Origin of the sequence: Staphylococcus sp. HMSC069D12, from assembly GCF_001810405.1 — a bacterium.
Taxonomy (GTDB): domain Bacteria; phylum Bacillota; class Bacilli; order Staphylococcales; family Staphylococcaceae; genus Staphylococcus; species Staphylococcus haemolyticus.
Genome location: NZ_KV801085.1, coordinates 1 through 26029, shown reverse-complemented (window position 1 = coordinate 26029; position 26029 = coordinate 1). Strand labels below are relative to the sequence as shown.

At 32.1% G+C, this 26029-nt stretch carries 28 protein-coding genes and 1 pseudogene; 9 read left to right on the top strand and 20 right to left on the bottom strand.

The window, feature by feature from the left end:
- The first annotated feature begins 68 nt into the window (after positions 1–68).
- The 3 genes and pseudogenes from HMPREF2737_RS00140 (at position 69) to HMPREF2737_RS00130 (ending at position 2796) form a co-directional block, all read left to right on the top strand.
- Complete coding sequence (locus HMPREF2737_RS00140) at positions 69–941, top strand: GNAT family N-acetyltransferase (RefSeq protein ID WP_037549761.1); 873 nt, start codon at positions 69–71, stop codon at positions 939–941.
- 173 nt (positions 942–1114) lie between these two features.
- A complete protein-coding gene (locus HMPREF2737_RS00135) occupies positions 1115–1978 on the top strand; it encodes a GRP family sugar transporter (RefSeq protein ID WP_037549764.1) in 864 nt (287 codons plus the stop codon).
- A gap of 26 nt (positions 1979–2004) precedes the next feature.
- Positions 2005–2796, top strand: a pseudogene (locus HMPREF2737_RS00130) (glucose 1-dehydrogenase).
- A 68-nt stretch (positions 2797–2864) separates the two neighbouring features.
- Here the strand turns inward: HMPREF2737_RS00130 and HMPREF2737_RS00125 are convergent.
- Entirely contained in the window at positions 2865–3773 is a 909-nt protein-coding gene (locus tag HMPREF2737_RS00125) for an AEC family transporter (RefSeq protein WP_037549767.1), read from the bottom strand.
- A gap of 139 nt (positions 3774–3912) precedes the next feature.
- Here HMPREF2737_RS00125 and HMPREF2737_RS11380 point away from each other — a divergent pair, with 139 nt between their 5' ends.
- Positions 3913–4080: an SE1832 family protein gene (locus HMPREF2737_RS11380; protein ID WP_141745565.1), complete on the top strand. Its 168-nt coding sequence runs from the start codon at positions 3913–3915 to the stop codon at positions 4078–4080.
- A 145-nt stretch (positions 4081–4225) separates the two neighbouring features.
- Positions 4226–4543, top strand: coding sequence for a membrane stabilizing protein MspA (mspA, locus tag HMPREF2737_RS00120; protein ID WP_037549770.1), 318 nt, complete (start codon positions 4226–4228; stop codon positions 4541–4543).
- A gap of 78 nt (positions 4544–4621) precedes the next feature.
- Here the strand turns inward: mspA and HMPREF2737_RS00115 are convergent, their stop codons facing one another.
- The 3 genes from HMPREF2737_RS00115 to HMPREF2737_RS00105 form a co-directional block, all read right to left on the bottom strand.
- Positions 4622–7804 carry an efflux RND transporter permease subunit gene (locus tag HMPREF2737_RS00115; protein WP_037549772.1) on the bottom strand — a complete coding sequence of 1061 codons (3183 nt, stop codon included), beginning with the start codon at positions 7802–7804 and terminating at the stop codon, positions 4622–4624.
- Between the two features lie 138 nt (positions 7805–7942).
- Complete coding sequence (locus HMPREF2737_RS00110; protein ID WP_037549775.1) at positions 7943–9202, bottom strand: lipid II:glycine glycyltransferase FemX; 1260 nt, start codon at positions 9200–9202, stop codon at positions 7943–7945.
- 411 nt (positions 9203–9613) lie between these two features.
- Entirely contained in the window at positions 9614–10375 is a 762-nt protein-coding gene (locus HMPREF2737_RS00105) for a VOC family protein (protein ID WP_037549779.1), read from the bottom strand.
- Between the two features lie 176 nt (positions 10376–10551).
- On the opposite strand from HMPREF2737_RS00105, the gene HMPREF2737_RS00100 reads away from it, so the two are divergent.
- Together HMPREF2737_RS00100 and HMPREF2737_RS00095 are read left to right on the top strand one after the other, a co-directional pair.
- A complete protein-coding gene (locus HMPREF2737_RS00100; RefSeq protein ID WP_037549785.1) occupies positions 10552–10989 on the top strand; it encodes a MarR family winged helix-turn-helix transcriptional regulator in 438 nt (145 codons plus the stop codon).
- Positions 10986–12191 (top strand): MFS transporter, encoded by a 1206-nt coding sequence (locus HMPREF2737_RS00095; protein WP_037549788.1) that lies wholly within the window; start codon positions 10986–10988, stop codon positions 12189–12191. The genes HMPREF2737_RS00100 and HMPREF2737_RS00095 overlap by 4 nt, the downstream gene beginning before the upstream one ends.
- 55 nt (positions 12192–12246) lie before the next feature.
- On the opposite strand, the gene HMPREF2737_RS00090 is transcribed toward HMPREF2737_RS00095, so the two are convergent.
- The 7 genes from HMPREF2737_RS00090 to glp form a co-directional block, all read right to left on the bottom strand.
- The gene (locus HMPREF2737_RS00090) at positions 12247–12600 is read right to left on the bottom strand and encodes a SarA family transcriptional regulator (protein WP_011275108.1); all 354 of its coding nucleotides are present in this window, start codon (positions 12598–12600) and stop codon (positions 12247–12249) included.
- 301 nt (positions 12601–12901) lie between these two features.
- Positions 12902–13924, bottom strand: coding sequence for a GTP 3',8-cyclase MoaA (gene moaA / locus HMPREF2737_RS00085; RefSeq protein ID WP_037549791.1), 1023 nt, complete (start codon positions 13922–13924; stop codon positions 12902–12904).
- Positions 13925–13936: 12 nt separating this feature from the next.
- Positions 13937–14542 (bottom strand): molybdenum cofactor guanylyltransferase MobA, encoded by a 606-nt coding sequence (gene mobA / locus HMPREF2737_RS00080; protein WP_037549794.1) that lies wholly within the window; start codon positions 14540–14542, stop codon positions 13937–13939.
- Positions 14543–14548: 6 nt separating this feature from the next.
- Positions 14549–14782, bottom strand: a complete 234-nt coding sequence (gene moaD / locus HMPREF2737_RS00075; protein ID WP_037549797.1) for a molybdopterin converting factor subunit 1 — start codon at positions 14780–14782, stop codon at positions 14549–14551.
- 1 nt (position 14783) lies between these two features.
- A complete protein-coding gene (locus HMPREF2737_RS00070) occupies positions 14784–15233 on the bottom strand; it encodes a molybdenum cofactor biosynthesis protein MoaE (protein WP_037549800.1) in 450 nt (149 codons plus the stop codon).
- Positions 15234–15239: 6 nt separating this feature from the next.
- Positions 15240–15710 (bottom strand): molybdopterin-guanine dinucleotide biosynthesis protein B, encoded by a 471-nt coding sequence (gene mobB, locus HMPREF2737_RS00065; protein WP_037549803.1) that lies wholly within the window; start codon positions 15708–15710, stop codon positions 15240–15242.
- The gene (gene glp, locus HMPREF2737_RS00060; RefSeq protein WP_037549806.1) at positions 15707–16966 is read right to left on the bottom strand and encodes a molybdopterin molybdotransferase MoeA; all 1260 of its coding nucleotides are present in this window, start codon (positions 16964–16966) and stop codon (positions 15707–15709) included. The genes mobB and glp overlap by 4 nt, the downstream gene beginning before the upstream one ends.
- 62 nt (positions 16967–17028) lie before the next feature.
- Here glp and moaC point away from each other — a divergent pair, with 62 nt between their 5' ends.
- Complete coding sequence (moaC, locus tag HMPREF2737_RS00055; protein WP_037549809.1) at positions 17029–17511, top strand: cyclic pyranopterin monophosphate synthase MoaC; 483 nt, start codon at positions 17029–17031, stop codon at positions 17509–17511.
- Between the two features lie 107 nt (positions 17512–17618).
- Here the strand turns inward: moaC and HMPREF2737_RS00050 are convergent, their stop codons facing one another.
- From HMPREF2737_RS00050 to modA, 5 genes are all read right to left on the bottom strand, one after another.
- A complete protein-coding gene (locus HMPREF2737_RS00050; RefSeq protein WP_037549813.1) occupies positions 17619–18125 on the bottom strand; it encodes a MogA/MoaB family molybdenum cofactor biosynthesis protein in 507 nt (168 codons plus the stop codon).
- An 11-nt stretch (positions 18126–18136) separates the two neighbouring features.
- On the bottom strand, positions 18137–19141 hold the full coding sequence (locus HMPREF2737_RS00045; protein ID WP_037549816.1) for a ThiF family adenylyltransferase: 1005 nt from the start codon (positions 19139–19141) through the stop codon (positions 18137–18139).
- A gap of 211 nt (positions 19142–19352) precedes the next feature.
- A complete protein-coding gene (locus HMPREF2737_RS00040; protein ID WP_037549819.1) occupies positions 19353–19958 on the bottom strand; it encodes an ATP-binding cassette domain-containing protein in 606 nt (201 codons plus the stop codon).
- Positions 19959–20630: a molybdate ABC transporter permease subunit gene (gene modB, locus HMPREF2737_RS00035; RefSeq protein WP_037549822.1), complete on the bottom strand. Its 672-nt coding sequence runs from the start codon at positions 20628–20630 to the stop codon at positions 19959–19961.
- 12 nt (positions 20631–20642) lie between these two features.
- Positions 20643–21437: a molybdate ABC transporter substrate-binding protein gene (gene modA / locus HMPREF2737_RS00030; RefSeq protein WP_037549825.1), complete on the bottom strand. Its 795-nt coding sequence runs from the start codon at positions 21435–21437 to the stop codon at positions 20643–20645.
- A 231-nt stretch (positions 21438–21668) separates the two neighbouring features.
- Here modA and fdhD point away from each other — a divergent pair, with 231 nt between their 5' ends.
- On the top strand, positions 21669–22463 hold the full coding sequence (fdhD, locus tag HMPREF2737_RS00025; RefSeq protein ID WP_037549828.1) for a formate dehydrogenase accessory sulfurtransferase FdhD: 795 nt from the start codon (positions 21669–21671) through the stop codon (positions 22461–22463).
- Positions 22464–22498: 35 nt separating this feature from the next.
- Here fdhD and HMPREF2737_RS00020 read toward each other — a convergent pair whose 3' ends face one another.
- The 4 genes from HMPREF2737_RS00020 to HMPREF2737_RS00005 all read right to left on the bottom strand — a co-directional run bounded on the left by HMPREF2737_RS00020 (position 22499) and on the right by HMPREF2737_RS00005 (position 25887).
- The gene (locus tag HMPREF2737_RS00020) at positions 22499–23263 is read right to left on the bottom strand and encodes a GNAT family N-acetyltransferase (protein ID WP_037549830.1); all 765 of its coding nucleotides are present in this window, start codon (positions 23261–23263) and stop codon (positions 22499–22501) included.
- 34 nt (positions 23264–23297) lie between these two features.
- Positions 23298–23846, bottom strand: a complete 549-nt coding sequence (locus HMPREF2737_RS00015; protein WP_037549832.1) for a biotin transporter BioY — start codon at positions 23844–23846, stop codon at positions 23298–23300.
- A gap of 68 nt (positions 23847–23914) precedes the next feature.
- Positions 23915–24862, bottom strand: a complete 948-nt coding sequence (locus HMPREF2737_RS00010; RefSeq protein WP_037549833.1) for a nucleoside hydrolase — start codon at positions 24860–24862, stop codon at positions 23915–23917.
- 107 nt (positions 24863–24969) lie between these two features.
- The gene (locus tag HMPREF2737_RS00005) at positions 24970–25887 is read right to left on the bottom strand and encodes an ABC transporter substrate-binding protein (protein ID WP_037549835.1); all 918 of its coding nucleotides are present in this window, start codon (positions 25885–25887) and stop codon (positions 24970–24972) included.
- Positions 25888–26029: the final 142 nt, after the last annotated feature.

Sequence of the window (26029 nt, the reverse complement as noted above, 5' to 3'; positions counted from 1 at the left end):
AACTTTCAATTACTAATAAATAAACTTATAATTAATTTAACAAAATGATATTGAAATGGAGGTACGCTATGGACATAGTCAAAGTAAGCAACCTGAACCAAATCATATCTTTTATTAATACATCATCAGACACCCTTGCGTCTTATATATATAAACTTCATACGTCTAAAAGTGATGTAGAACAGTTACTAAATGAATCTATCCATACCACTGGTGTTTTCTGTTTAATAGAAGATGATTCAATTGTCGCATTAATCACTGGAATTTTATATGAAGAAGATAAATACAAAGTTATTGGACCATTTGTTAGTAAAGATTTCACTCTTACAGATAATCATTTTATCTCATTATTTTCTGCATTAATGGAATCACAATCTGAGCATGCTACTTTTAACTTCTCTTATAATGATTGTGCACAAGATTCAAAACCTTTAATGAAGCTAATTCATGCGAATTATAACTTCACAGATTACTATTTAAATGTTTCTAAATCATTAAATGAACCCGAATCAGATTTCAATATCATTGAATATCAGCCAGGGTTCCAAAGAGCTTTCAGTAAGTTACATGAACAGACGTTTAGACACAACGCATTAACTCCTAAAGAAATAGTCAATACTTTAGATGAACATAACCGATTATTTTTATTTGTTAGTGAAGGCTTGTTAAAAGGATACCTTTATTTACAAATAGACACGCTATCATCACTAGCTGAAATACGATATTTTAGTTCACATACTGATTATCGTCTCAAAGGGATAGCATTTGACTTACTTTCATATGCAATTCATTATGCATTTGAGCATTTTTCTATTGATAAAGTTTATTTTAAAATACGTAGTAAAAATGTCACTTTAGTTGAACGATTTAATGAATTGGGATTCGAAATTGAAAGTGAATATACTAAATATAAAATTGATCCAAGTCATTTGAATTACTAGCATGCCATTAGAGCATATTAAGATAATTACACATTAAATCTTAATATGCTTTTTTTATTTACTTCAACGTATGAGCGTTTACATTTTAAAAGTTATTTTTTTCAGATAAAATGTTCACGAGTGTTATAGGAAGGAAACACTTGAAGTAAATAAATAAGGAGAGTGTTTACATAATGCAATTTATAGATATACTTATCGCATTATTACCTGCCCTATTTTGGGGGAGTGTCGTTTTAATTAATGTTTTTGTTGGGGGCGGACCTTATAACCAAATAAGAGGTACAACACTGGGTGCACTTATAGTTGGTATTGTATTACTCTTAATTGGTAAAGCACAATTTGATAATTTAACAGTGATTATTGTTGGTTTAATATCAGGTGCTTTGTGGGCCTTTGGACAAGGTAACCAATTACGTTCAATTAGTTTAATTGGCGTTTCTAAAACAATGCCTATTTCTACAGGTATGCAATTAGTTGGTACTACATTATTTAGTGCTATTTTTCTTGGAGAATGGAGTACTGGTATTCAAGTAACAATGGGAATTATTGCCATGGTTCTATTAGTTACAGGTATCGCGTTAACCTCTTTACGCGGTAAAAATGAAGGAAAATCGAATGATCCAGAATTTAAGAAAGCAATGTTAATATTAGTGATTTCAACAGTTGGCTATGTCGGATATGTAGTAATAGCCGATATCTTTGGTGTCAGTGGTACTGATGCATTATTCTTCCAATCAATTGGTATGGCTATAGGTGGCTTCTTGTTATCAATGAAACATGAAACTAATATTAAATCTACAGCCCTTAACTTAATACCAGGTGTTGTATGGGCGATTGGTAACTTATTTATGTTCTATTCACAACCTAAAGTTGGTGTTGCAACAAGTTTCTCATTATCACAATTACTCGTAATCGTTTCTACACTAGGTGGTATTTTCTTACTAGGTGAGAAAAAAGACAAACGCCAAATGATTGGAATTTGGTCTGGTATAATCTTAATCGTTATTGCCGCATTTATACTCGGTAATCTTAAATAAATTAACATTACAAAGGAGGAACCAAAATGTTTTCAGATTTAGAAGGTAAAGTCGTAATTATAACTGGTGCTGGGAGTGGTATTGGTAAATCCTTTGCAGAGAACTTTGGTAAATCATAAGCAAAAGTAGTTTTAAATTATCGCTCTGACCGTCATTTAGATGAAATTGAAGAAATTAAGCATATGATTAGTGATGCTGGTGGTGAAGCAATTGCCGTACAAGCTGATGTGGCTGTCGAGGAAGATGTAAAACGATTAGTTCAATCTGCTGTTATAGAATTTGGCACGCTAGATATTATGATAAATAATGCAGGATTTGAAAAACCTATCCCAACCCATAAAATGTCAGTTGATGAATGGCAAAAAGTGATAGATATTAATTTAACTGGTGCATTCATAGGTTCTAGAGAAGCGGTTAATCAATTTTTAAAAGAAGATAAAAAAGGAATAATCATCAATACATCAAGTGTACATGATACGATTCCATGGCCTAATTATGTTAATTATGCTGCTAGTAAGGGTGGCTTAAAGTTAATGATGGAAACAATGTCTATGGAATACGCACAATATGGTATACGCATAAACAACATTTCTCCAGGTGCGATAGTCACTGAGCATACTAAGGAGAAATTCTCTGATCCAGAAACTCGTGCTGAGACATTGGAAATGATTCCGGCTAAAGAAATTGGTGAAGAACAAGATGTAGCTAATGTGGCATTATTCTTAGCTTCAAATTTAGCGAACTATATTCACGGTACTACCATTTACGTTGATGGTGGTATGACTAACTACCCTGCCTTTATGGGTGGTAAGGGTTGAATTTCAAACACTATGCAATAAAAAGCAAGCAATCCTTAAAGTAGAATTGCTTGCTTTTTTCTATTTAATCAAACAAATATCGCTTGATAAACATATAAAATGATTATACTCAAGATAATCGAAATGTTAGTAACCATACCTACTAAAGGCAATGTCTTGTATTTAAATTGAATAGAATACGGAATAATCGCTACTCCTACTGGTAATAACCAAGCAATGAATAATGTCGTTTTAATCATATTATCTGAAACGGGTAAGAAGAAATGAACGAGTAAACCAGCTAATAAACCTAAACCATAATGAGCTAATAAATATTTAACTGCGATTGGTAGGAAATGACGTTCAATTTTAAAATTAAGCATAACACCTAAAAGAATCATTGATAGTGGCATATTCGCTTTAGATATTATAGTGAAAAAATCAATTGATACTTTAGGCAAATGAATATTTAACATATTTAAAGTAAACATGACGATATATGTGACAAGGGGCACAGAAGTAATTAACTTTTTGCCTAAAAATTTAAAATCAAACTGATCTCCACCTTGACTGAAATAGCTTCCTACAAAATAAGTTACTCCAAACATAATAATTGCCCCACCTATATCAGCCATTCCAAAATAAATCATTCCATTTTTGGGCCAAATCGTATCAACAAGTGGATATGCAAATAAACCTATATTAAGTGATGCAGTCATCATTCCAACTGTACCTTTTATATGATTGTTATGCTTATTAAACAGCCACAATACAGTGACTTTAGCAAGGACGCCATACACAATCATCATTATAGGTAATATCGAAAATGAAAAATCTAATTCTGCACTATTGAGATTGACAATGACTAAAGAAGGTAGTGTGACATTGAGTACTAATGTTGATAATACCTGACTATCTGCCGCTTTTAAAAAGTTTATCCGTTTCAATAAATAACCTAATGCTATTAAAAGAATAATCATTATAAACTGCTCTGTCACGATAGTTCCTTCCTTCTTTTTAACATTATAATTACAGTTAATTACTTTAACATAATTTACTTCATTTTTAGAAGTGGATTGTTTCATGATATAATTCAATGTGATTGTTAAATTTTGAAATTAAAGGGGTTTAAGATTAATGAATTTAGAATCAAAATTAGATGAATTAAAGTATGATTATGTTCGTTTACAAAATGACCTCGAGAAACGGGAATCTTTAAATCAAAATATAGACCCTCTCGTTAAGCAACTTGAAAATATTGAATTACAAATCTCTGAGATACGTTCAAAGTTACGTCAGAAATAAATAATTTTTCTATCTTATGAGATGATTAAAGTTGTGTAAATCTAGTATGATTTCTATTCAATAATTCAATCAGCTACTTCGAATTTGTTATATAGAATCAAAATTATATTTTGTCTAAGGTTCATTATAGAAAGGAAGACAACAAGTGAAACTTTACTTATTATTATTGACTATTTTATATCTCATCGTTAGTTACATAAGCATTTTTAAAATGCATTCGATTATTACTCGCATTTTACGCATTATTATGGGTGTATTATTACTGTTTGTATTAGCAGTTACAACTCTACAATTCCCTGCTGAAAACTGGTGGGTATTTATTGTTTTAGCATTACTGGTTGGTAATGTTGAAGTTACCGCATTCAAAGAATTGAAACATGATACTAAAGCTGTTTCAATTTTAAATATTTTATCAGTTATATTATTTATCATTTATGTTATTTTAACTTTTATCATGTATTAAATTAGTATAATTCAGTCAACTACTGTCAATATATAGTTATAGCCTGAGACATTGATTAATGTCCCAGGCTTTTGTTCTTTATTTTCTTGTTAACCTACCTTTAAGTGTAAAGAGAATTTCGTAAATTACGGGAACAACAATTAATGTAAGTAGTGTAGATGAAATCAATCCTCCGATTACAGTTGCTGCCATACCTTTTGAAATTAATATTGAACTATCTTGTCCAAATAATAAAGGCAATAATGCACCAATTGTTGCAATGGCAGTCATAAGTATTGGTCTAATACGAGTGCTTCCCGCTTCTAACAATGCCTCCTTCATTGGCATACCTTCATGTTCATTTGTTATCACACGATCAATTAACACTATGGCATTGGTTACTACGATACCAATTAACATTAACATTCCAATTAAACTTGGAACAGATATTGTTTCACCTGTAATCAATAATGCTAATACGACACCAATAATAGTAAATGGTAGTGAGAATAGTATTGTGAAAGGTGCTAAGCCACCTTTAAATGTGATGACTAATACTAAATATACGATAACAATAGCGACTAACATGGCGAATGCCAATTGAGTCATTGCTTGATTAATGTCATCAGTAGCACCACCCACATTAATTTTAACGTTGTCTGGTTTATCTATATTATTGATTTTTTTCATTACCTTACTAGATACACCACCTACGTCTGAATCAGTAATTTTACCGGAAACAGTTGTTGCGTAGTCACCATCTTCTTGAACTAATTTACTTGGCGTAGTTGTACGTTCTAGTTCGGCTATATCTTTAAGTTTTACCGTTTCGCCTGTTGGGGATTTTAATTCCATATTATTTAATTTATTTCGAGACCAATCCGTCTGCTTGTTTTGTTTTACTTTAACATCGACTTTATTGTCATTTTCTTTAACTGTAGTAATCGTCTTTTCAGGCAAATTCTCATTTAAATTTAATGCTAATTGTCCTGCAGAAATACCTTTCTCTGTTGCTTTATTTTGATCTACTTTAATTTCATATTGATCATAGGTTTGCGATAAATCTGATTTTACATTGGTGATTCCGTTTACTGATTTCATCTTTTGCTCTACTTTAGCAACTGTATCTTTAATTGCATTCGTAGATGGCCCTTTGACTGTAACTTCAACTAAATCATTACCAGAACCATTTCCCATGTCTTGATTTTTCCATTCACCTGGTTGATTCATTTTTGATAAATGGGAGATAACTTTATCAGGCTCTTCTTCAAAGTTAGGTGTATCTTTGTCATATTCAACCATAATAGCCATACTATTCGTACTACCAGTTGGGTCTGCTGGTGAAGGACCTCCCACTGAATATTGAACTGTTTTTACTTTATCCTTGGATTGTAAATATTTTTGTGCTTGCTTTGCATGATCTAAAACAGCTTTTTCAGTTTCACCGGGTTTAGGTGTATAGGTTACGGCTAAGAACTTGTCATCACCTGTTGAAATATAGCTTGTACCTAATTTTGCACCACCTAACGCAATGCTTCCTACTAGAATAACGACACTAATAATTAAGACAATCCATTTATGATTTAATGACCAGTTTAAAATTTCACGATAACTCTTGCTTACAACACCTAGTCCTCTATCATTCTGATGTTGTGAATTACGTTTTAACTTAATACCTTTTTTGAAAAATGTAGAAGCCAATGCTGGCACCACAGTAATGGATACAAGTAAAGATGCTAATAAACTAAATGCAATTGCTAATGCGAAAGGTCTAAACATTTCACCAACTGAACCTGACACAAATGCTAGTGGTAAGAACACGATTATAGTAACAATTGTAGAAGATAAAATCGGTTTAAATACTTCTCTTGTTGCACTAATGACTAAATTGTTGCCAGACAATTCTTCTTTAGGATCTGATAATCTTCGATAAATATTCTCTACAACAACAATTGAGTCATCTATCACACGACCGATAGCAATTGTTAACGCACCTAATGTCAAAATGTTTAGCGATACATCACTTAATTTTAATGCGATAAGTGCCATTAAAATCGAAAGCGGAATGGAAACAATTGAGATAGCCGTTGTTCTAATATTTCTCAAGAATAATAAGATAACTATAATTGCGACAATCGTTCCTAAAGCTGCTTTTTCAACCATTGTATATAATGAATCTTCAATTGGTTTAGCAGTATCCATGGTTTTCGTAGCTTTTATGTCATCATTATTTTTTACAAATTCATCAATTTTCTTTTGAGCTTCTTTAGCAACTTGAACTGTGTTGGCATCTTGTGCTTTCATAATTTGTACATTAACTGCATCTTTACCGTTCGTCTTAGAAATTGACTCACGTTCATCTCCCACAGTTATTGTTGCTAAATCACTTAATGGGACGCTAGGCATTTCTCCACTTGAAGCTTGAGATTGATTAGTCATTTGAGATTGAGAACTTGAAGATGATGTATTATCTCCAGTACTACTCATCTCACTACTTGATTGATCATCACTACTGCCTGATTGACTCTGGCCACTTATTGTTAATGGGATTTCTAAGTCTTTGAGTGCTTTAACAGATTTAAATTGACCATCAACTACTAAAGATTTTTCATTTTTTCCAAATTGAAATAATCCTAGAGGTGTTTCACGAGTTGCTGTTTTTATGTAATTTTCTACGTCATCAGCTGTTAGTCCCGCTTCATCTAATTTGTTTTGTTTAAATTTCAATGTAACTTGTCTCGTTGTTTGACCATTAAGTTGAGCATTCTGAACGCCATCAACGGTTTGTAATTTAGGAATAAGTTGGTCATTGATTTCTTTTGTTGTGGTTTTTAAGTCATCATTTTTATTAGTAAATGAATAAGCTACAATTGGGAATGCATCCATAGAATTTCGTGTTAATTCTGGCTCACTAACCCCATCTTTAAAGTCTAATTTATCTATTTCTTTCTTTAATACTTCTTCAGCTTTATCCATGTCTGTACCGTTATTATATTCAACAGTTACAATTGATGCATTTTGTATCGACTGTGTCTCTACACTTTTAACATATGCTAGAGATCGTACTTGGTTATCAATTTTAGAACTAATCTCATCTTGGGTTGTTTGAGGTGTAGCACCTGGCATTGTTGTTTGTACAGATATAACTGGATTTTCGACATCTGGAAGTAATTCTAATTTTAATTTAGCACTAGAATATACGCCTCCTAAAATTACTAAAACAACCATTAAGAAAATTGCGAATTTATTTCCCAACGAGAACGTTAACATCTTCTTTATCACTTATTTACTTCCCCCATTCTTTTTCTTTTAAAAAGCTATAATTTTTTTATTTTTTAATCATTCCTATTATCCTAAAAAAATCTGAACGTCACAATGATTATTGTGGAATCGTTCAGATTTAAATTTAATCGTTAATGACTATTTGCCTTTTAATTTACGAGAAATTTTAATTTTAGCTTTTGTTAATCGCGGTTTAACTTGTTCAATTAATTGATAAAGGGGTTGATTTAATACATAGTCAAATTCGCCTATCTTTTCACTTAAATAAGTGCCCCAGACACGTTTGAATGCCCATAAACCGTAGTGTTCAGAGTCTTTATCTGGATTATTATCAGTTCCACCAAAATCATATGTTTTAGAGCCATGTTCACGCGCAAACTTCATCATCTCATATTGCATATGATGGTTAGGCAAGAAGTCACGGTAATCATTCGATGAAGCACCATATAAATAATATGATTTAGATCCTGCAAACATTAACAATGCACCAGATAAATAAATTCCATTAGGATGTTTTGCTAATAAGTCAGTCATGTCGTCTTTTCTTTCAATAGATTTTTGAATTTTAGCTTCGACATCGTTTAATTTATTTTTAGTCTTGTTACTTTGCTTTCTCTCATATTTATTTTGAAGTTGTGTTTTTTCGTTTTCAAGTTCCTCAAGTTCATTATCAATATCATCTAAGACAGGTTTTGGTTCTAATTTCACAAGGAATAATTCAGCATCGCCATCTTCATGAAGTGAATCATAAATATTTTGGAAATAGCTTAAATCACGTGTTAAAAAGCCGTCACGTTCTCCTGTTATTTTCATTAATTCAGCGAAATTTTTAAGCCCTTCTCGATTTGAACGTTCAACTTTAGTACCACGTTTCAATGAGAGTCTTACTTTAGAACGATTACGGCGCTCAAAACTTTGGAATATTTCCTCATCTGATTTATCAATTGGCGTAATCATTGTCATACGTGGTTGAATATAGTCTTTAGACAACCCTTCTTTGAAACCTTTATGTTTGAAACCTAGCGCATTTAAATTTTTAAGTGCATCTATGCCTTTATCAACTTCTACATCTGGATCAATTTTAATAGCATAGGCTTTTTCTGCTTTAGCTACTTTTTTAGTTTCTTCTAATAACTGTTCCAATGCAGCTTTATCACTATAATCCGTTACGAAACCACGAGAAACGTAACATAGCGTGAATGGTAGTTTAGGTATCTTTTTAAATAATAATTGACCTACACCTTTAATCTCACCATCTTCGCCCACTGCCACACGCTTTGAATACCATCCTGTTAGGCGTTTAGTTTCTGCCCATTTTGTTAACTGTAATAAATCACCATTAGGATGAGCTTTCACAAACGCATCATGCTCTTGGTTAGTGATATTCATCTTTTCCATGCTATAAAAACTCCTTTTTCTTTACATTAATTATAATTATACAATGTCATGTTTTGAGTGTCGACAAACTCGCCGTGCAATTAAAATATTATTTCTAGTTTTAAATTTTTGATATAATATATAAACTTAAAATTTTAAATTAGTCTTTAAAAAGAGGTTTAACATGCGATATTTATTATTAATACTATTTATTTTGTTTAACGCGATAGCTATTGTTGTCACTATGACTCAACCTTTAACAGTTTCATATTTTAGTTTAAGAGTAATGTTCGTTGGACTGTCATTCGTCTTAACTATCTTTTTCTCGCTTTTAAGGAAGTCTAAAGTAACTACATATCTCAGCATATTATCTCTAATACTTTCAATCGTTCATATGTCACTAATCGCCCATAGTACTTATATTTATCTATACTAATCTTCAGGCTCGAATCGATATTTTGCACCTTTCGTAATAATTGAGTATGGTGCAGTTGTTTCTGTATCTTTAAATATAATCGTGTTATAGCCTGACGTTTTACCATCTTGAATACGGTAAATAATATGGTCTACCGTTAATTGTACATCTGTATAATTATCTCCTTCTTCAAGGATAGTCACATCGAACCATTTTTTCCATTTAGATAGTGTTTTAGAGCGTTTTTCACTATCAATAATTATTTTATGGATTTTAAATTGTTTTTGGAAAAGAGGGTCTAATTTCTGATTGTGCACTTCTTCCCTTTCCTCCCATTCTATGAAAAATGGAGGCTTTACCATGTAATCAGGGTCTGCAATGTAAAGTAATTTCCAATTTACTTTATCACCTTTTTTATTCTCTCTATGCATTTCGACTGGTCCAATCGCATCAATGTTGCGTTCTTCTAAAGATTGTTTTATTAATTCAATATTTGATGTTCTTAATGCTATTGTTTTAAACCCTTGTTTGTAGTGATCTTGAACGATTTTAGTCGCAAAAGCAACACGACCTTCTTCTGTTTTAGCCTCTTTATTTAATTTTTCTTTATCTTCTACATCTATCAATTCTATGTAATTTTCATTAATATATGATAAACGATTGAATGTTCCAAATTTGTGATGTTTGCCACCAGAACTAATTTTCAGAATTTCTCCTGGATATTTAAAATTTTTAAGATTGTCTACATAATGAATAATATGGTCAAATCTGAGTTCCATTGATCGTATTCCCCTTTAATTGTTCGACTTGCATCTATCTTATCAAACTTCTTGTATGATTACTTCTTTTATTCACATAACTTATTGATTTAGTATTGCATTTTTTAAAAAAACGTCATATAATATTTTTCGTCTCAAAATAGTTAGCAAAGCTAACTTATTGGAAGGAGTCTATTATGTTAACAAATGAATTTTTTAACAGTTTCATCGGTTTATACCGACCATATATGAAACGAACGCAATCGATACTCGACCAATTTGATTTACATCCTGGTCAATGGTTGATCTTAAGAGATATTGCCAGTACCTCTCCAACGACCTTAGTTCATATTTCTAAACGTCGTTTTATAGAAAAACCCACTACACGTAAAATTATTAAAGTGTTATATGATAAAGAGTTATTAATTGTAGAAACAAGTAAGGAAGATAAACGTGAGAAGTTACTAAGTCTCTCTGATAAAGGTCAAATATTATATGAAGACGTTTATCGTAAGATATTACCAGTTCAGCGTGAGCTTATTAAAAATGCTGGATTATCTGACGTAGAACTTGAAAATGTTATTTCAGTAATGAACAAACTTCATCATGCATTCTTAGAGGAGGAATCAGAATGACTCAGAATACGAATGTAAAGCAGCCTATTTTCACGAAAAGTTTTACAGTCAATTTCTCAATCAATTTTTTCGTTTATTTATGTATGTATCTTTTATTAGTAATTATTGCTGATTATTGTAAGACTACTTATCACGCCTCAGATAGTTTAGCTGGATTAGTAGTAGGATTATTTATTATCGGTTCTTTAATAGGTAGATTTGGAACTGGTAAATATGTAAATAAATTTGGTCCCAAAAAAATATTAATTACTGGATTATTATTGCTTGTGATTACACAATTACTTTACTTCATCCCTGGATCAATCACATTCTTAATGTTCGTACGTCTAATTAACGGGATTGCGACTGCTATAGCTACTACTGCAACTGGTACTATTGCAGCACATGTCACACCTGTTGAGCGTAAGAGCGAAGGTATTAGTCTATTTTCACTTAGTTTAGTACTTGGTACAGCTATAGGCCCATTCTTCGGTATCTTATTATTAAAATCATTCTCTATCAATTTACTATTTGCTATATGTGTAGTTTTAGGTGTGATCAGTTTAATAATTTCACTATTTATTAAAATTGATTTTGATGCTGTTCTTAATAAAACAGATGCTAAAATTGCTAAAGCATCAGGCTTTAATATACACAACTTCATTGCAAAAGAAGCAGTACCAGTATCAATAGTTATGATGATTATTGCACTGAACTATGCTTCTATACTGACTTTCTTGAAATTTTTTGCTGAACAACGTCATTTATTAGAAGCATCTAGTTACTTCTTTATTTGTTACGCGATCGCTTCTTTAATTACACGTCCAATTGCAGGTCAAATGATTGATGCACGTACTGAAAATGTTGTCGTTTATCCTGCATTTATCGCACTTATCATTACTTTTGTAGTATTAGTATTCAGTTATAGTGGATGGATGTTATTACTAGCTGGTGTCTTCTTAGGTATTGGTTATGGTAATTTATCATCATCTATGCAGGCTATTGCCATTAAAGTGTCCCCTACTAATAAATATGGGATTGCAACTTCAACTTACTTTATTGGTCTAGATATAGGTATAGGATTTGGTCCATCTTTATTAGGCTTATTCACAGGTTTCATTAGTTATACAGAAGTTTATATCATAATGGCTATCGTCGCTGCACTTAGCACCGTACTTTACTTTATTGTTCATGGAAGAAAAGTAAAAACACAATTAAATTAATATCTAGAAAGCGCTAGAAAATATGTCAATATTTCCCAGCGCTTTTTATAATCTATTAATTAGCAATACTAATTGCTTCAATTTCAGATTTCATTTTATCAAGTAATTTCTGTTGCGTTGCATTAAAGAAATAAAATACTTGTCGTTCATCAGTTTCAGATCGTAATTTAGAAATAAGTTCTTTCTTATAAATTTTACGTATTATTACATCTATTTTACTTGTATCCCACAACATCTCGAAATGTAATGTGTCACGTAACTCCTTACCACTAATTTTCTTACCTTCATAAACTTTAAATAACACTACAAATTCCTCTATTGAGATTTTGTACGATGATTTTAACCAATGTTTCAACTGGCTTAATTCTCTTTCTGCTGCAATAAAACGTTGTACTTTTTCTGTTGTCATAATTAAAGCCCTCCAATGTAGATTCTAAGATGTAGTTATAGCTTTATAAATTGAATTTCCTTAATAAAATTATATAACATATACACAATTTAATCTATTACAAATTTTATTTATTTTCCGATTAATATTTAATACAAATTCAGTTATTCATATACTCAATGCTATTATGATAATCATATTCTTTAATCATAGGTATTACATTCAATAATGATTTACTTTAAATTTAAACTATTAATTGAATATATTTTCCAAAAATAAAAAACTCTAGCAATAGTCGTAAACCATTGCTAGAGAAGTATATCTAACCACCGATGTAGTTCATATTAATTTTTTTGCGTTGTCTATTTTTAACCGTTTGTTCTGTACGTTCATCTGAATAACGATCATCTCGAACATTCCACAAGCTTATAAGTTGTTCTCTTAATTCGTCATCAGTTACGCCTGATCGTATAAATGATTTAATATTAAAGCCCTCAACAGTACTGAATAAACATCCATAAAATTTACCATCAGATGATAATCGTGCTCTCGTGCAAGTAGAACAAAATGATGCTGACACACTTGTAATTAAACCAAATTTAGCGCCACTATCTTTGTGCTTATAGTACTTCGCTACTTCTCCGAAATATTTTGGGGGTACTGGTTCAATATCAAAATGAGACTCAATCATATCTAGCATCTCATTTTTAGTTACAACTTTACTAAAATCCCACCCATTATCATTACCTACATCCATGAACTCGATAAATCTGATTTCAATATTCTTCTCTTTAAAGTAATCTACCATTGGAATAATTTGATCATCATTAATACCTTTTTGAATGACAACGTTTACTTTAACATGGAAACCAATAGAAACGGCGTAATCAATTTGCTCTAAAATGGTAGTTGCTTTGATATTGCGATTATTTATCGCTTGGAACACTTCATTATCTATGGCATCTAAACTAACATTAATGCGACGCAAACCGGCATCGTATAATTTTTGTCCATGTTTTTTTAATAATAGACCATTAGTGGTCATACCGATATCTTCAATACCATCAATTTGATTTAACTCAGCTATAAGTTGATATAAATTTCGTCTAAGTAGTGGTTCGCCACCAGTTATACGTAACTTCTTCACACCAAGTTCTGCATACACTTTCGCGATTCTAACCATTTCTTCAAACGTTAATAACTCATCTTTAGGTAGGAATACATAGTCATCACCGAAGATTTCTTTAGGCATGCAATAGTCACATCTAAAATTGCAACGGTCTGTTACTGAGATACGTAAATCGCGAATGGGTCGACCTAATTTATCTTTGATTTGTGCAACCATAAATGGACCCCCTTAATGATTTATCTGTTGTTTCAAGTCATCTAAATCTTCTTGATAGTTGATATTCTTATACCAATATTCAGGTGATTGTATGTTAGTAACATCTAAACATTCCGTCGTCACATTATTATAAACATGTCGTAAACTGTAGTCATTCGAAGCTAAAGCTTCATCCATAACGTTTATACAATTTGGATGATAAAAGGCTATAGTTGGTATAACTCGATCATGTTCAGAATAAGCAGCTATATCAATTTGATCTTCTATGAGTCTTGATACTAAAAATTGGTATAAAGCACTAATAGCCTTACCTGTTACCATAGGGGTATCAACAGATATTACAAAAAACAGTTTTTCATCGTTGTATTGTTTCATTACAGTATAAATACCAGCAAGTGGACCTTTATCTTTATTGTTAGCGTCATCTATAATAACATTGTCATGTTTAAATTGATTAGCTAATTGATCATTGGTGCTTATAATAATATCATTAAACATATTAGTCTCTTGTAAGGTTTGAACAATTCGTTGGTAAAATAATTGTCCATCTATTTCGGCAAATGCCTTTGCCTTACCAAAACGTTCTGAATGACCACCTGCTAAAATAATTGCTTTCATTTCCCGTTAACCTCCACTTACTGGAGGAATCAATGCAACAATGTCTGTTGGTTGTATGATATCCTCATCCTGTACAAATTCTTCATTTACTGCAACCTGAAACTTTTTAGTTTTAATTGAAGGATGTCTTTCAAACAGATATTGTTTAAAAGCATCAATGTTAATTACTTCATTAATATCAATTGTTTCACTATCAGTTTGCAAAATTTCTTTTATTTCAGCGAAGTATAATACCTTCATCTTAGTTCTCTCCTTTAGTAGCTAGATCGTGGCTACCTCTTTGATGTCCTTGCCACTCTGCACCGTCTTCCCAAATCTCCTTTTTCCAAATCGGAACGACTTCTTTGATACGTTCAATAGCATATTCGTTAGCTCTATATGCGTCTTTACGATGGGGTGATGAAACTGCAATTAACACCGCTATATCTGAAATTTGAAGTGGCCCAATGCGATGAACAATTGTTGTAATCGTCCCTGGCCAACGCGTTTCTATCTCATCGCCTATTTGTGCTAATTTTTTCTCTGCCATAGGTACATATGCTTCGTATTCTAAATATTCTGTTTTAATACCTTTAGTCCATTCTCTTACATGTCCTGTAAATACAACTACAGCACCTTGGTGTTCATTTATAGTAAATTCTCGATACTGTTCTGTTTGGATGGGTTCAGTAACGATTTCAAATTGTTTCATTTAATGTCAATCCCTTTGCTCTATCCATTGTAATATCCAATAATCATATTGTGATAACGCATGTTTATCATGAACATAATAACAATATTTAACACCGGTTAATTGCTTTAACTGTTCTAATTCTTCAGCAGTCTGATAGACGACCACTTTATCAAAATGTTCATCTTTAAACCCTTCAACCAAAATGATATTACAATCAATTGTAACAGATTGGTCAATCATTTGAGTAAGATTTTGTTTATATGCACGCGTGACAGTTTGTTGATAGTGTTCACCTTGCACAATACTTTGATCTGCTCCAGCATTAAAATGTTTCATATGATCTACATTGTCTTCTTGAAGCGTTATATCATCACCAATGTGGCCATGATGCTTGATCGTGGCTATTGTGTAACCATAAGATTTTAAAAATTGTATCGTGTGTTGCATCAAGGTTGTTTTTCCTGAATTTTTAAAACCAACTATTTGCAAAATCATAGTGTCATTTCCGTTTCATAGACATTCGATTCAGTTAAAATAACATTAACTGTATGACCTGCTTTAAATCCTCTAGTGCCCCCTGGCAACATAATCATTGAATTGCTATGTGCAATTGCTACTACTGCACCAGATTTATTAAATCCTGATGGCACTACTGTCGCACCACTCTGTGAAAATGTAGCAGATGATCGAATAAAACGAGTAAAGGGATTCGCCTTAGTAAAATCTTCCATTAAAGTAGCTTTAACAACTTGAGGGTAATAGGCAGTTGCCCCCATCATATGTTGAATCGCAGGTTTGACAAATAATTCAAATCCAGTGAAACAAGCTGATGGATTACCTGATAAACCAAACAAATATTGCCCATTTGCAACAGCTACGGTTGTTACACTACCTGGTCTCATTGCAACTTTATTAAATAACACCTCTGCATTTACAGCTTTGTAAATTTCAGGTAGATAGTCAAAATCTCCAACAGAAACGCCACCCGTAGTAATTACGATGTCATGTTTTGACATGGCATCTTTGACAACTGAAATACTACTTTGCATATCATCTTGTTGAATTTTATATGCTTCAACGTTTAATCCAGCTTTTTCAGATAGTGCTTTGATCATTGGACCATTTGAATTGCGTATTTTACCTGGTTGTAATTCATCATCCACATCTAATAGCTCACTACCAGTTGCAATGACTGCAATACTTGGGCGTTGTGTCACAGGAACTTTAGAGTAACCATATGTTGCTAGAACGGCTATTGCACCTGGATTAATGATTTGACCTTTTTTCAAGACAATATCACCTGTTGTTGTTTCTTCACCCTTAAGAGATACATTTTCATTTGCTTCAAATGACTTACGTATTGTAAACGTATCTCCATCCTCAACTGTTTGTTCAAACATGACTACTGCATCTGCACCTTCTGGAATTTGGGCTCCTGTCATAATACGTACTGCTTCATTTTGACCTAGTATTTTATCTGAAACTGAACCTGCGCCTATATGATCAATCACTTTAAATTGTTTACGATTTTCTGAGTATGCACCAGCAGAATCTTTACTTCGAATAGCAAACCCGTCATAAGGTGATTTATTAAAACGAGGAATATCATAAGTTGCAACAATATCCTCCGCAAGTACATATCCTAGGCTATCTTCTAACATCACTTCTGTAGTATTCAAATATATATCTTGTTGAACAACACGATTTATCGCTTCTTTAACTGGTATTGGGTTCCTTTTTTCAACTGACATACTTATCATCTCCAAATTATAATTTAAAATCATGATATACTAACCCTATCAGGAGGGTTATTATGTCAAAATTCACTCATATCAATGAACAAGGTAATGCTAAAATGGTAGATGTATCAAATAAAAATATTACTAAACGTACTGCTCAAGCTCATTCTAGCATTACTGTTAACGAAACAATTTATCAACAAATTATAGATAATACTAATAAAAAAGGCAATGTACTTAACACTGCACAAATTGCTGGTATTATGGCAGCTAAAAACACATCGACGATTATACCTATGTGTCACCCTCTACCTTTAACAGGTATAGATGTTCAATATAACTGGCAAATTAATGATAATACTACATACACATTAAATATCACGGCTATTGTCTCCACTACAGGAAAAACAGGCGTTGAGATGGAGGCATTAACAGCCGCTTCTGCAACTGCTTTAACTGTTTACGATATGACCAAGGCTGTCGATAAAGGTATGATTATCGGTGAGACTTACCTTGAATCAAAATCAGGTGGCAAATCTGGTGACTATCGTCGTTAAGTTATTTCGAGCGCTCATATAATGTTTCAATTTAAATAATAAAGTCATGGATGCAAAACTTCAATTAGGGAAACCTATCATTTAAGTTTAAATCCATGACTATTTTTTTATTTATTCAATTCATGCAACATATGGTTTAATTCTGGCTTGATTAACTTTTCAATAGCCAATTTCACAGCTCCAGTAGATCCTGGCAGAGTATAAATTAATTTGTTCTTCACTGAACCAGCTACTGCTCTTGATAACAATGCTTTAGTTCCGACATCCTCTGTGTAACTTAAATATCTGAATAATTCTCCAAAACCTTCGATTTCTTTATCCAAAAGTGGCTTAACCGCTTCTATCGTAACATCTCTTTGTGCAATGCCAGTTCCACCAGTTGTAATTATGACATCAATATCAGATGCCAACCACTGTTCAATTTGAGATTGAATAGCTACTTTATCATCTTTGACAATAGCATAGTTTGAATTTAATACTTCGACATTGATATCTTGTATTAAAGTTTGTACAAGTTGACCACCTTTATCCGTCTCTTTATTCCTAGTATCAGATACAGTTAAAACTGCACATTGAATCATTCTATCTACTTTCGCGTGATCATGTTCATGCATTAATTCCACTCCTATCCGAATAATTGATTGATTAAATGAATGGCATCTAACGTCTTCGTTGTACCATGTATAAGCATTCGTCCACCCTCAAAACTAACAATTCGATGCCCTTTATATTCAAACATTATCATATATTTGTTTTCTCGATAATTAAGGTGATGTTGCTTAAGAAATTCACGTACCATTTCCTGGGAAATTTTATCATTCTCATATTGTACTGTATCTCTACCACATAACGTTGCATATAATGTATGCTGTTTATTTAAATAAGGAAAGGAAGGATTTGAACCACATGTTGGACACTCTTTTCTAAACATACGGCTAAAACCAAATGTAAAATGTTGACCATCCCATATATCTCCATAAGTTAATTTAGTAGGCACTGATTGCTCAGTTAATAATTTAAAGGCATCTCGCAATTGAAAACTTGTAGTCATCGTAACAGCAGGTTGTATAACACCTACAGTGTCACAAGTTAAATTAATTGCTGGTAGTTGAGGCATTAAACAGTTGAAACAAGGTGTCTCTCCTGGAACAAATGCTACTTCTATATAAGTACTCTGCACGACACCACCATATATCCAAGGTATATTCTCTTTAAAAGAAAAGTCATTAATTAATTGTCTTGTTTCAAAATTATCTGTCGCATCAATAATAAGATCTACATGTTTAGCATACTTATCTAAAAAATAATAATCGACATGTGTAATAAAAGTTTTTAGTTTCAAGTCATGGCGCAATGCTTTTAAATGGCGTTCCGCTGCTACAACTTTAGGCAACATTGTATTAGCATCTTCTTCAGTAAATAATGTTTGTCGTTGTAAATTGCTAAATTCAATATAATCTCTATCTACAATTGAAAGTGTTTTGATTCCCGCACGAACGAGACCCTCAGCAACATGGGTTCCTAACGCTCCCATACCAACAATGAGTACATGTTTTTGACTAATTTTCTGTTGTCCTTCGTGTCCTATTCCTTTAAACAAAGTTTGTCTAGAATAACGTTCACTCGTCATTTTCATTGCCCTCTCTAGTTAATATCCATTTCTATCATTATATCGAACAAAGCGGGAGTGGTACAGAATTCAATATGAATTCATCGGCCACACCCGCAATGTTGACTAGATTTAATAATAGTCTATTATAAGCAACTTGTTAACTTAGATAATAACCATAAATCTGCTATAACGCTAAAATTTTATAATTTTCATCCCAATCTATCTTTAATTAACCTATCTTAATAATTTTATCAGCCAATACTTCAGCTTCAAAATTAGAATGTGTGACAAAGATGATTGGTATTTTCCATTCTTTAAAAATACGTTTAATTAACTTTATTCCTTCATCTCTCGTTGCATCATCTAGACTTGAAAATGGCTCATCTAATAAAATCAAGTCTGGCTTTGTACTTAGTGTTCGAGCTAAAGCAACACGTTGAGATTCTCCACCAGAAAGTGTCGATGGATATTGCTCTTTTAGATGATGAATATTTAGACGATCCATTAAATCATCTATATGGACAGATGGTTCAGACATAAAAGTTATATTTTTGTAAACTGTCATATTAGGAAACAATTGGTAATCTTGGAATAAATAGCCAATTTTGCGATTTTGTATTTTCAGATTGACTTTATGCTCAGTATCAGTAATCAGTCTGTCATTGACTTTGATATAGGCTTTATCTGGCGTTCTTAAACCTGCTATCATATTTAGCACTGTGGTTTTACCTATTCCAGAAGGCCCTCGGATTGCGTAAATTTTAGGGACTGTATCGTTAATGTTAATATCAATAAATGTCTTTTTTAATTGATATTGAAGCTTTAATTCTAACATCTACTCTACCTCCCTATATTTATCTTTATTCGCAAAATTCAATACACCAATTACCGTAATTGAAAATGCGACTAACACAAGCACCCATAACCAAGCTTGATTTTCTCTACCTTGTTCAACTAAGAAATAAATTTCAAGTGGTAACGTGTTAGTTTTATTAGGTATATAGCCTGCAACCATTAATGTTGCACCGAATTCACCTATTGCACGTGCAAAACTCATCATTATACCCGCTATAATTGATCGTTTAGATAGCGGTAAAATTAGACGATAGAATATTTTATTCTCACTTGCCCCCATGATGCGAGCAGTATTTAGCATTTTCGGGTTAATACTTCTAAATCCTTGAATAGTGTGTTGATACATTAACGGAAAACTAACAATGACAGATGCAATTACTGCACCTGTCATTGTGAATACTACTGGAAGATGTAGTATGTTTTCAAAAAATTGTCCTACAACACTTCTAGGAGAAAATATTATAAGTAAAATAAACCCTAGCACCGTAGGAGGTAGAACAATGGGTAATAATATAAAACTTTCAAGGAGTTTAGTAAGATGCCCTTTTCCTTTATAAAGCAACCGGCAAACAAAGATACCTAGTACTGATACAATAATGGTACTTATGACAGCCACTTGAATCGAAATCCAAAAAGGTGTAATGTCAGGCATACTTATTACCTCCTAAATTTCAAAATAATATTCTTTCAAGATATCTTTTGCTTTTTTAGATTTTAAGAAGTCCATCCACTCTTTTGCAAGTTTCTTATCTGAAGTAGCACCTGCTTCGTAAGTGATTGGTTTTTTAAGTTCAGCTTCTTTAATTTCGTTTACTTTATCTGTTTTCTTTTTATCAGTATATAAATCAGTTTCATAAACAAAGCCCATTTCAGCGTTGCCTTTTTCAACATAATTTAATACTTGTTTAACATCTTTAGCGTAAACTAAATTATCTTTAACTTCACCGTATAAACCTTGATCTTCTATGTATTGTTTCGCATATTTACCTGCTGGAACTGTTTTAACTTCACCAATCGCTAATTTTTCATTATCTTTTAAATCTTTAACTGATGATTTATCGCTATTTTTATCTCCAACTAAGACAAGTTTGTTATGAGCGTATTTATATATATCGTGTGCTTTGTCTTTGTCTTTTAACATATCAACATCTTTAGTATTTGCAGACATAAATACGTCAGCTGGAGCACCTTTTTCGATCTGTTGTCTTAATGCACCTGAACCACCATAGTTAAAGCTTACATCAACATTTTTATGATCTTTTTTAAATTCTTTTTCTAATGCTTTACTAACATCACCTAAGCTCGCTGCTGCCGAAATTTGTAATTCTTGTTTTTTGTCATTATCTTTTTTACTAGAATCAGATGATTTATTGCCACTATCATTACTACCAGAATTTGAACATCCTGCTAAAATAATTACTAAAGTAGCAATCACTGACATGAAATGTTTAATATTCATTTCTTAATCCCTTCCTTTTATACATTCAATTATACGCTATTCTTAATTTATACATTCAATTATACGCTATTCTTAATCTTTTGAAAGGTATAAATTATAAAAATTCACCTAATATCCATATTATTAAATACATTTAATATACTATTAATTATTTATATGTAATTTAAATCTTTTCAAATTGTGACTAAAAGTTTTAATATAGAATTACATATCCTTAAAGGAGAAATATAAATGAACAAAGATGTGTTACAGGGGCAACCTATTATCCGCTATGAAGATGGACAATTAATAAATACAACAGATAGTTATGTTACAGAATTTCCATTGACTATCAATGTAAACGGTACAGAATTCGCAACGGTTATTTGTAGCCCGACACATATGGAAGAACTTGTAGTTGGATTTTTAGCCTCAGAGGGAGCTATTTATAAAAAAGAAGAAATAAAATCATTACAAATAGATGATAGCAAAGGCTTTGCACATGTAGAGTTAACTAAAGATTTAGGCGATCGCTTTGAATACTCTACTAAACGCATGATTGCATCTTGTTGCGGAAAAAGTAGAGAATTTTACTTTCACAATGATGCGGCAATAGCTAAAACCTCAATGTCAAAAATAACATTAACTCCTAAACAAGTACTCAATATGATGACTGGATTACAAACTGCAAGTACATTATTTAAACAAACTGGTGGGTTGCACAATGCCGCCATTAGCGATGGTGATGAATTTTTCGAACATAGACAAGATATTGGTCGCCATAATGCTCTAGATAAACTATATGGTTTTTGTCTTGAAAGACGTATTCCTGTAAGAAATAAGGTGCTTATTTTTAGTGGACGTATTTCATCTGAAATATTATTAAAGGCGGCTAAAATAGGTGTAGGCGTTATATTATCTAAATCCGCACCTACGACTTTAGCTATAACATTAGCCAACGATTTAAATATTACTGCTATTGGCTTTATTAGAGATGGAAGTTTTAATGTTTATAGTCACCCTGAACGTATTAAAGCCACAGAGTAGTTGGAATAATTAGTTTAAACTACTCTGTGGCTTATTTAATTAACTTCTTCTTTAACTATGTGGTAAACAAAACTTTGATACGTATAACCTTGTTTTAAATACATATCTTTTGCTGTGTCTTCTCCATCAGCTACAAGTATAACTGGTCGTTCATTTGCTAAGTTACCTATGTATGCTTGTATTGTTGATCCAATACCTTGTCTTTGAAATTGCTCAATTACACCAAAACTATCAATTTCAATAGTTTCGTCAGTAATAATAACATCAACAGTCCCTACTGGTTCATTTTCAACATAAGCAACTAATCGTTTTTTATTGTCTTTTTTTTGTAGGATGGTTTGTCTTACATTATTAACACTTTCAATAGCAAATGGTTTACCATAAGGCAATGCAAATGAATAATAGATATTCAAATAATCTTCTATATTGCTTTCATCAACTTCTTTAATGTCTACATCATTTCTACTAGTTAACTGTGTTAATTCAGTTCCTTCTATAATATAGAATTCAAGTATGCCTAATTGAAAACCTCTATCTTTAATTGCATTTATCCACTCCTGGCTTAATCTTTCATTCTCTGGAAAAGTAAACGCTAAGTGATTTGAATCCTGTTTTTGATGCAGTTCATATTGAGAGGTCATATCCTTGAACCACTGATCTAATGTCGGCATTTCTTTATAAAACCACTTATTCGTATCATACTTAAGCGGTTCTGAAGGTGTTAAATAAATAATTTTCTGCTTATCTTCATGATATAAATGCCCATCTTGCGCAATATTATGTATTGATATATTTGACATACCAATATTCACCCACCCTATTAGCTTGATAAATTTATTGTATCAAACTTTTAAAGCGTGAATGATTTAAAAGTGTTACACCAATTAAACTTGCAATAATGGCTTTAATAATATCTCCAGGTATAAATGTAAATGACAATAAGAATGCTTTGCTTGCATGGATATTTATAATGAAGCCCATAATAATCGTACCCACGATATCTAAGAATAATACACCAATAACTAAAGTAGCGACTAATAATATCGCAAAGTTAATTTTATTAAAGTATCGGTCTCTCACTAATCCTATACCAAATGCAACTACTGGATATAAGAATATGAATCCGGCTGATGGTCCCGCAAATACTCCGATTCCTCCACGTCCACCAGATAGAACTGGTAAACCTGCAGCAGCTAATAGTAAAAAGACGATGACACTCAGTGTCCCATATTTTTTACCTAGAATAATACCTGCTAAAAATATGCCTATATTTTGTAAAACAATAGGTACTGGCATAATCGGAAGCGGGATTCCTGGTACCAATCCTAAAACACAAATAATTGCTGTCATTAAAGCTGTGTAAACTAAATTTCTTGTATTCATGTTGTATCCTCCTTCTACGAAAATGATTATACCACTAATGTAAACTTTATAAAATAAAAAGTTTACATTCAAGAAGGAGAATCTACTTTTTTAGCTAAATCAGTAATATAATTAAAGAAGTCATCATGCTTAACATCAGTGACAACTTTGATAGAACGCCCACTTTCTTTAATAAATGTACGACCTTGACTAGGCCCTTTAAATTCTACATCTACATTCAATGATTTATATTGAACTAAATCAGGTTTCCCTATATAAGCAGTGGTTAAGACATCCCATAAGAAGTATGTAGAATTTGTAATAAAGTGTGTCAAAGGTGGTACTGCAGCATAGCTAACTCCTAAAAAATCTACACCAGGATATTGACGTTCATCAGCCCACATTTGTCGAATGTCTAATGTTAACGGAACTTGATTGGTGCTTTCTAAAGCTACCATATCTATCGCTATTTCACTATCAAATACTGTCTTAACCGCCTCCGGATCCCAAAACGCATTCCACTCAGCTGTACCATCATGTTCAGGCTCTTCTACGTTACCTTTTTCGAGAAACGTTCCGCCCATCCAAACTAATTTTTCAATATTATTTTGAATGCTAGGTTCAATTTTAAGCGCTTTAGCCAAATCTGTTAGTGGTCCAGTAAATAGTAAAGTTACAGGTTCACTTGATTGACTTAATACTCTCATAATGTCCTCATACGCTTCTATATCACTGATGGTAGACTGTTCATTGGTAGTTGATTCATTTAATATGGGTAACGCATCCATAAAGAATGCATGCATTCTCCATTCTTTTGGAAAAGGATTAGCCCCACGTTCATAGGACGGCGCAACCTGTAAAGAATTATTAGAAAATCGATTTATAATTTTACATGAAGCGCTGACTGAAGGTTCTAAATAACAATCTGCTCCTATAGTACTAACACCTACTAATTCGATATCATCCATTTGTAATAATAAAAACAAAGATATTAAATCATCTACTCCACCATCGTGATTAAAATATACTTTACGCAAAAAGATTCCTCCTTACATACATTTGTAAATTTAAAAAAGCTACGACTACATTATATGTAATCATAGCTTAAATATCATAAATAATTGATTATAGTTTTTATATTTTATTATTTACTAGCTTTAAGTAACTTGTCTTTTAAATCTTTTCTCATAAAGTCAAGCGTATAAGGGTCATTATACCAGTATGTTTCAGCTTTAACTTCAATAACATTATTATTTTTCACTGCAGGTAAATTTTTCCATATATTAGTTGTTTCATAACTTGGTTTAGATTTACCTTCACCAGTTGATACGATATAATCACCAGCTACGTCTTCAATTTTTTCTTGGCTTACTTCAGCCCAACCTTCTTTCTTAACTAAATCTTGTTGTCCTTTAGACATTTTTAAATCAAAGGCTTGATATAATACTTCGCCACCACGCCCCCAGTTGTCGCCGTAAGTGTAAACTTTTTTATCAAATTCATCTAAGATAGAAACTGTTGAATCTTTACCAATCGCATCTTTGATTTCTTTTCCATCTTTTTCAGTTTGTTTCTTCCATTTGTCTTCCCATTTTTTAACTTCGTCTTCTTTACCCATAATCTTACCTAGCATTTCTTGTTGTTCTAAATATTTATGTTTTCCATAATCAACTACAATTGTTGGGGCAATTTTTTGATATTTTTTAATGTTTTTATCAGTAGAGTAAGCAATAATTAAATCAGGTTTTTTCTTAGCAACTTTCTCAACGTCAGCTTCACCAATTTTAGTCGTGTCTTTAAATTTATTTTTTAAAATTGGACTTTGATCAACTTGATTATTTACTGCAACAATATTTGCGCCTAATTTATGTAAACCACCCGCAAAAGTAGGTGCTACTACCGCAATACGTTTAGGATCTTTAGGGATTTTTATAGTTTTCCCACTATCTAATTTATATGATTTTGTTTCTTCTTTTGAATCGGATTTACCTGAACCACCATTATTACCACATGCAGCTAAAACGATGATTAGAACAAGTAAAGGTAAAATTAACTTTTTCATAACATCCTCCTATTGAAAACGATTATCAATTTCACCAAAAATTATATCCTACTCCCTCTTTATTTACAATAAAAATTTTAATAATTTGTGAAATTAAAAAGAGGCTGAGACAAAATAAAATGTCTCAGCCTACTTTATCATT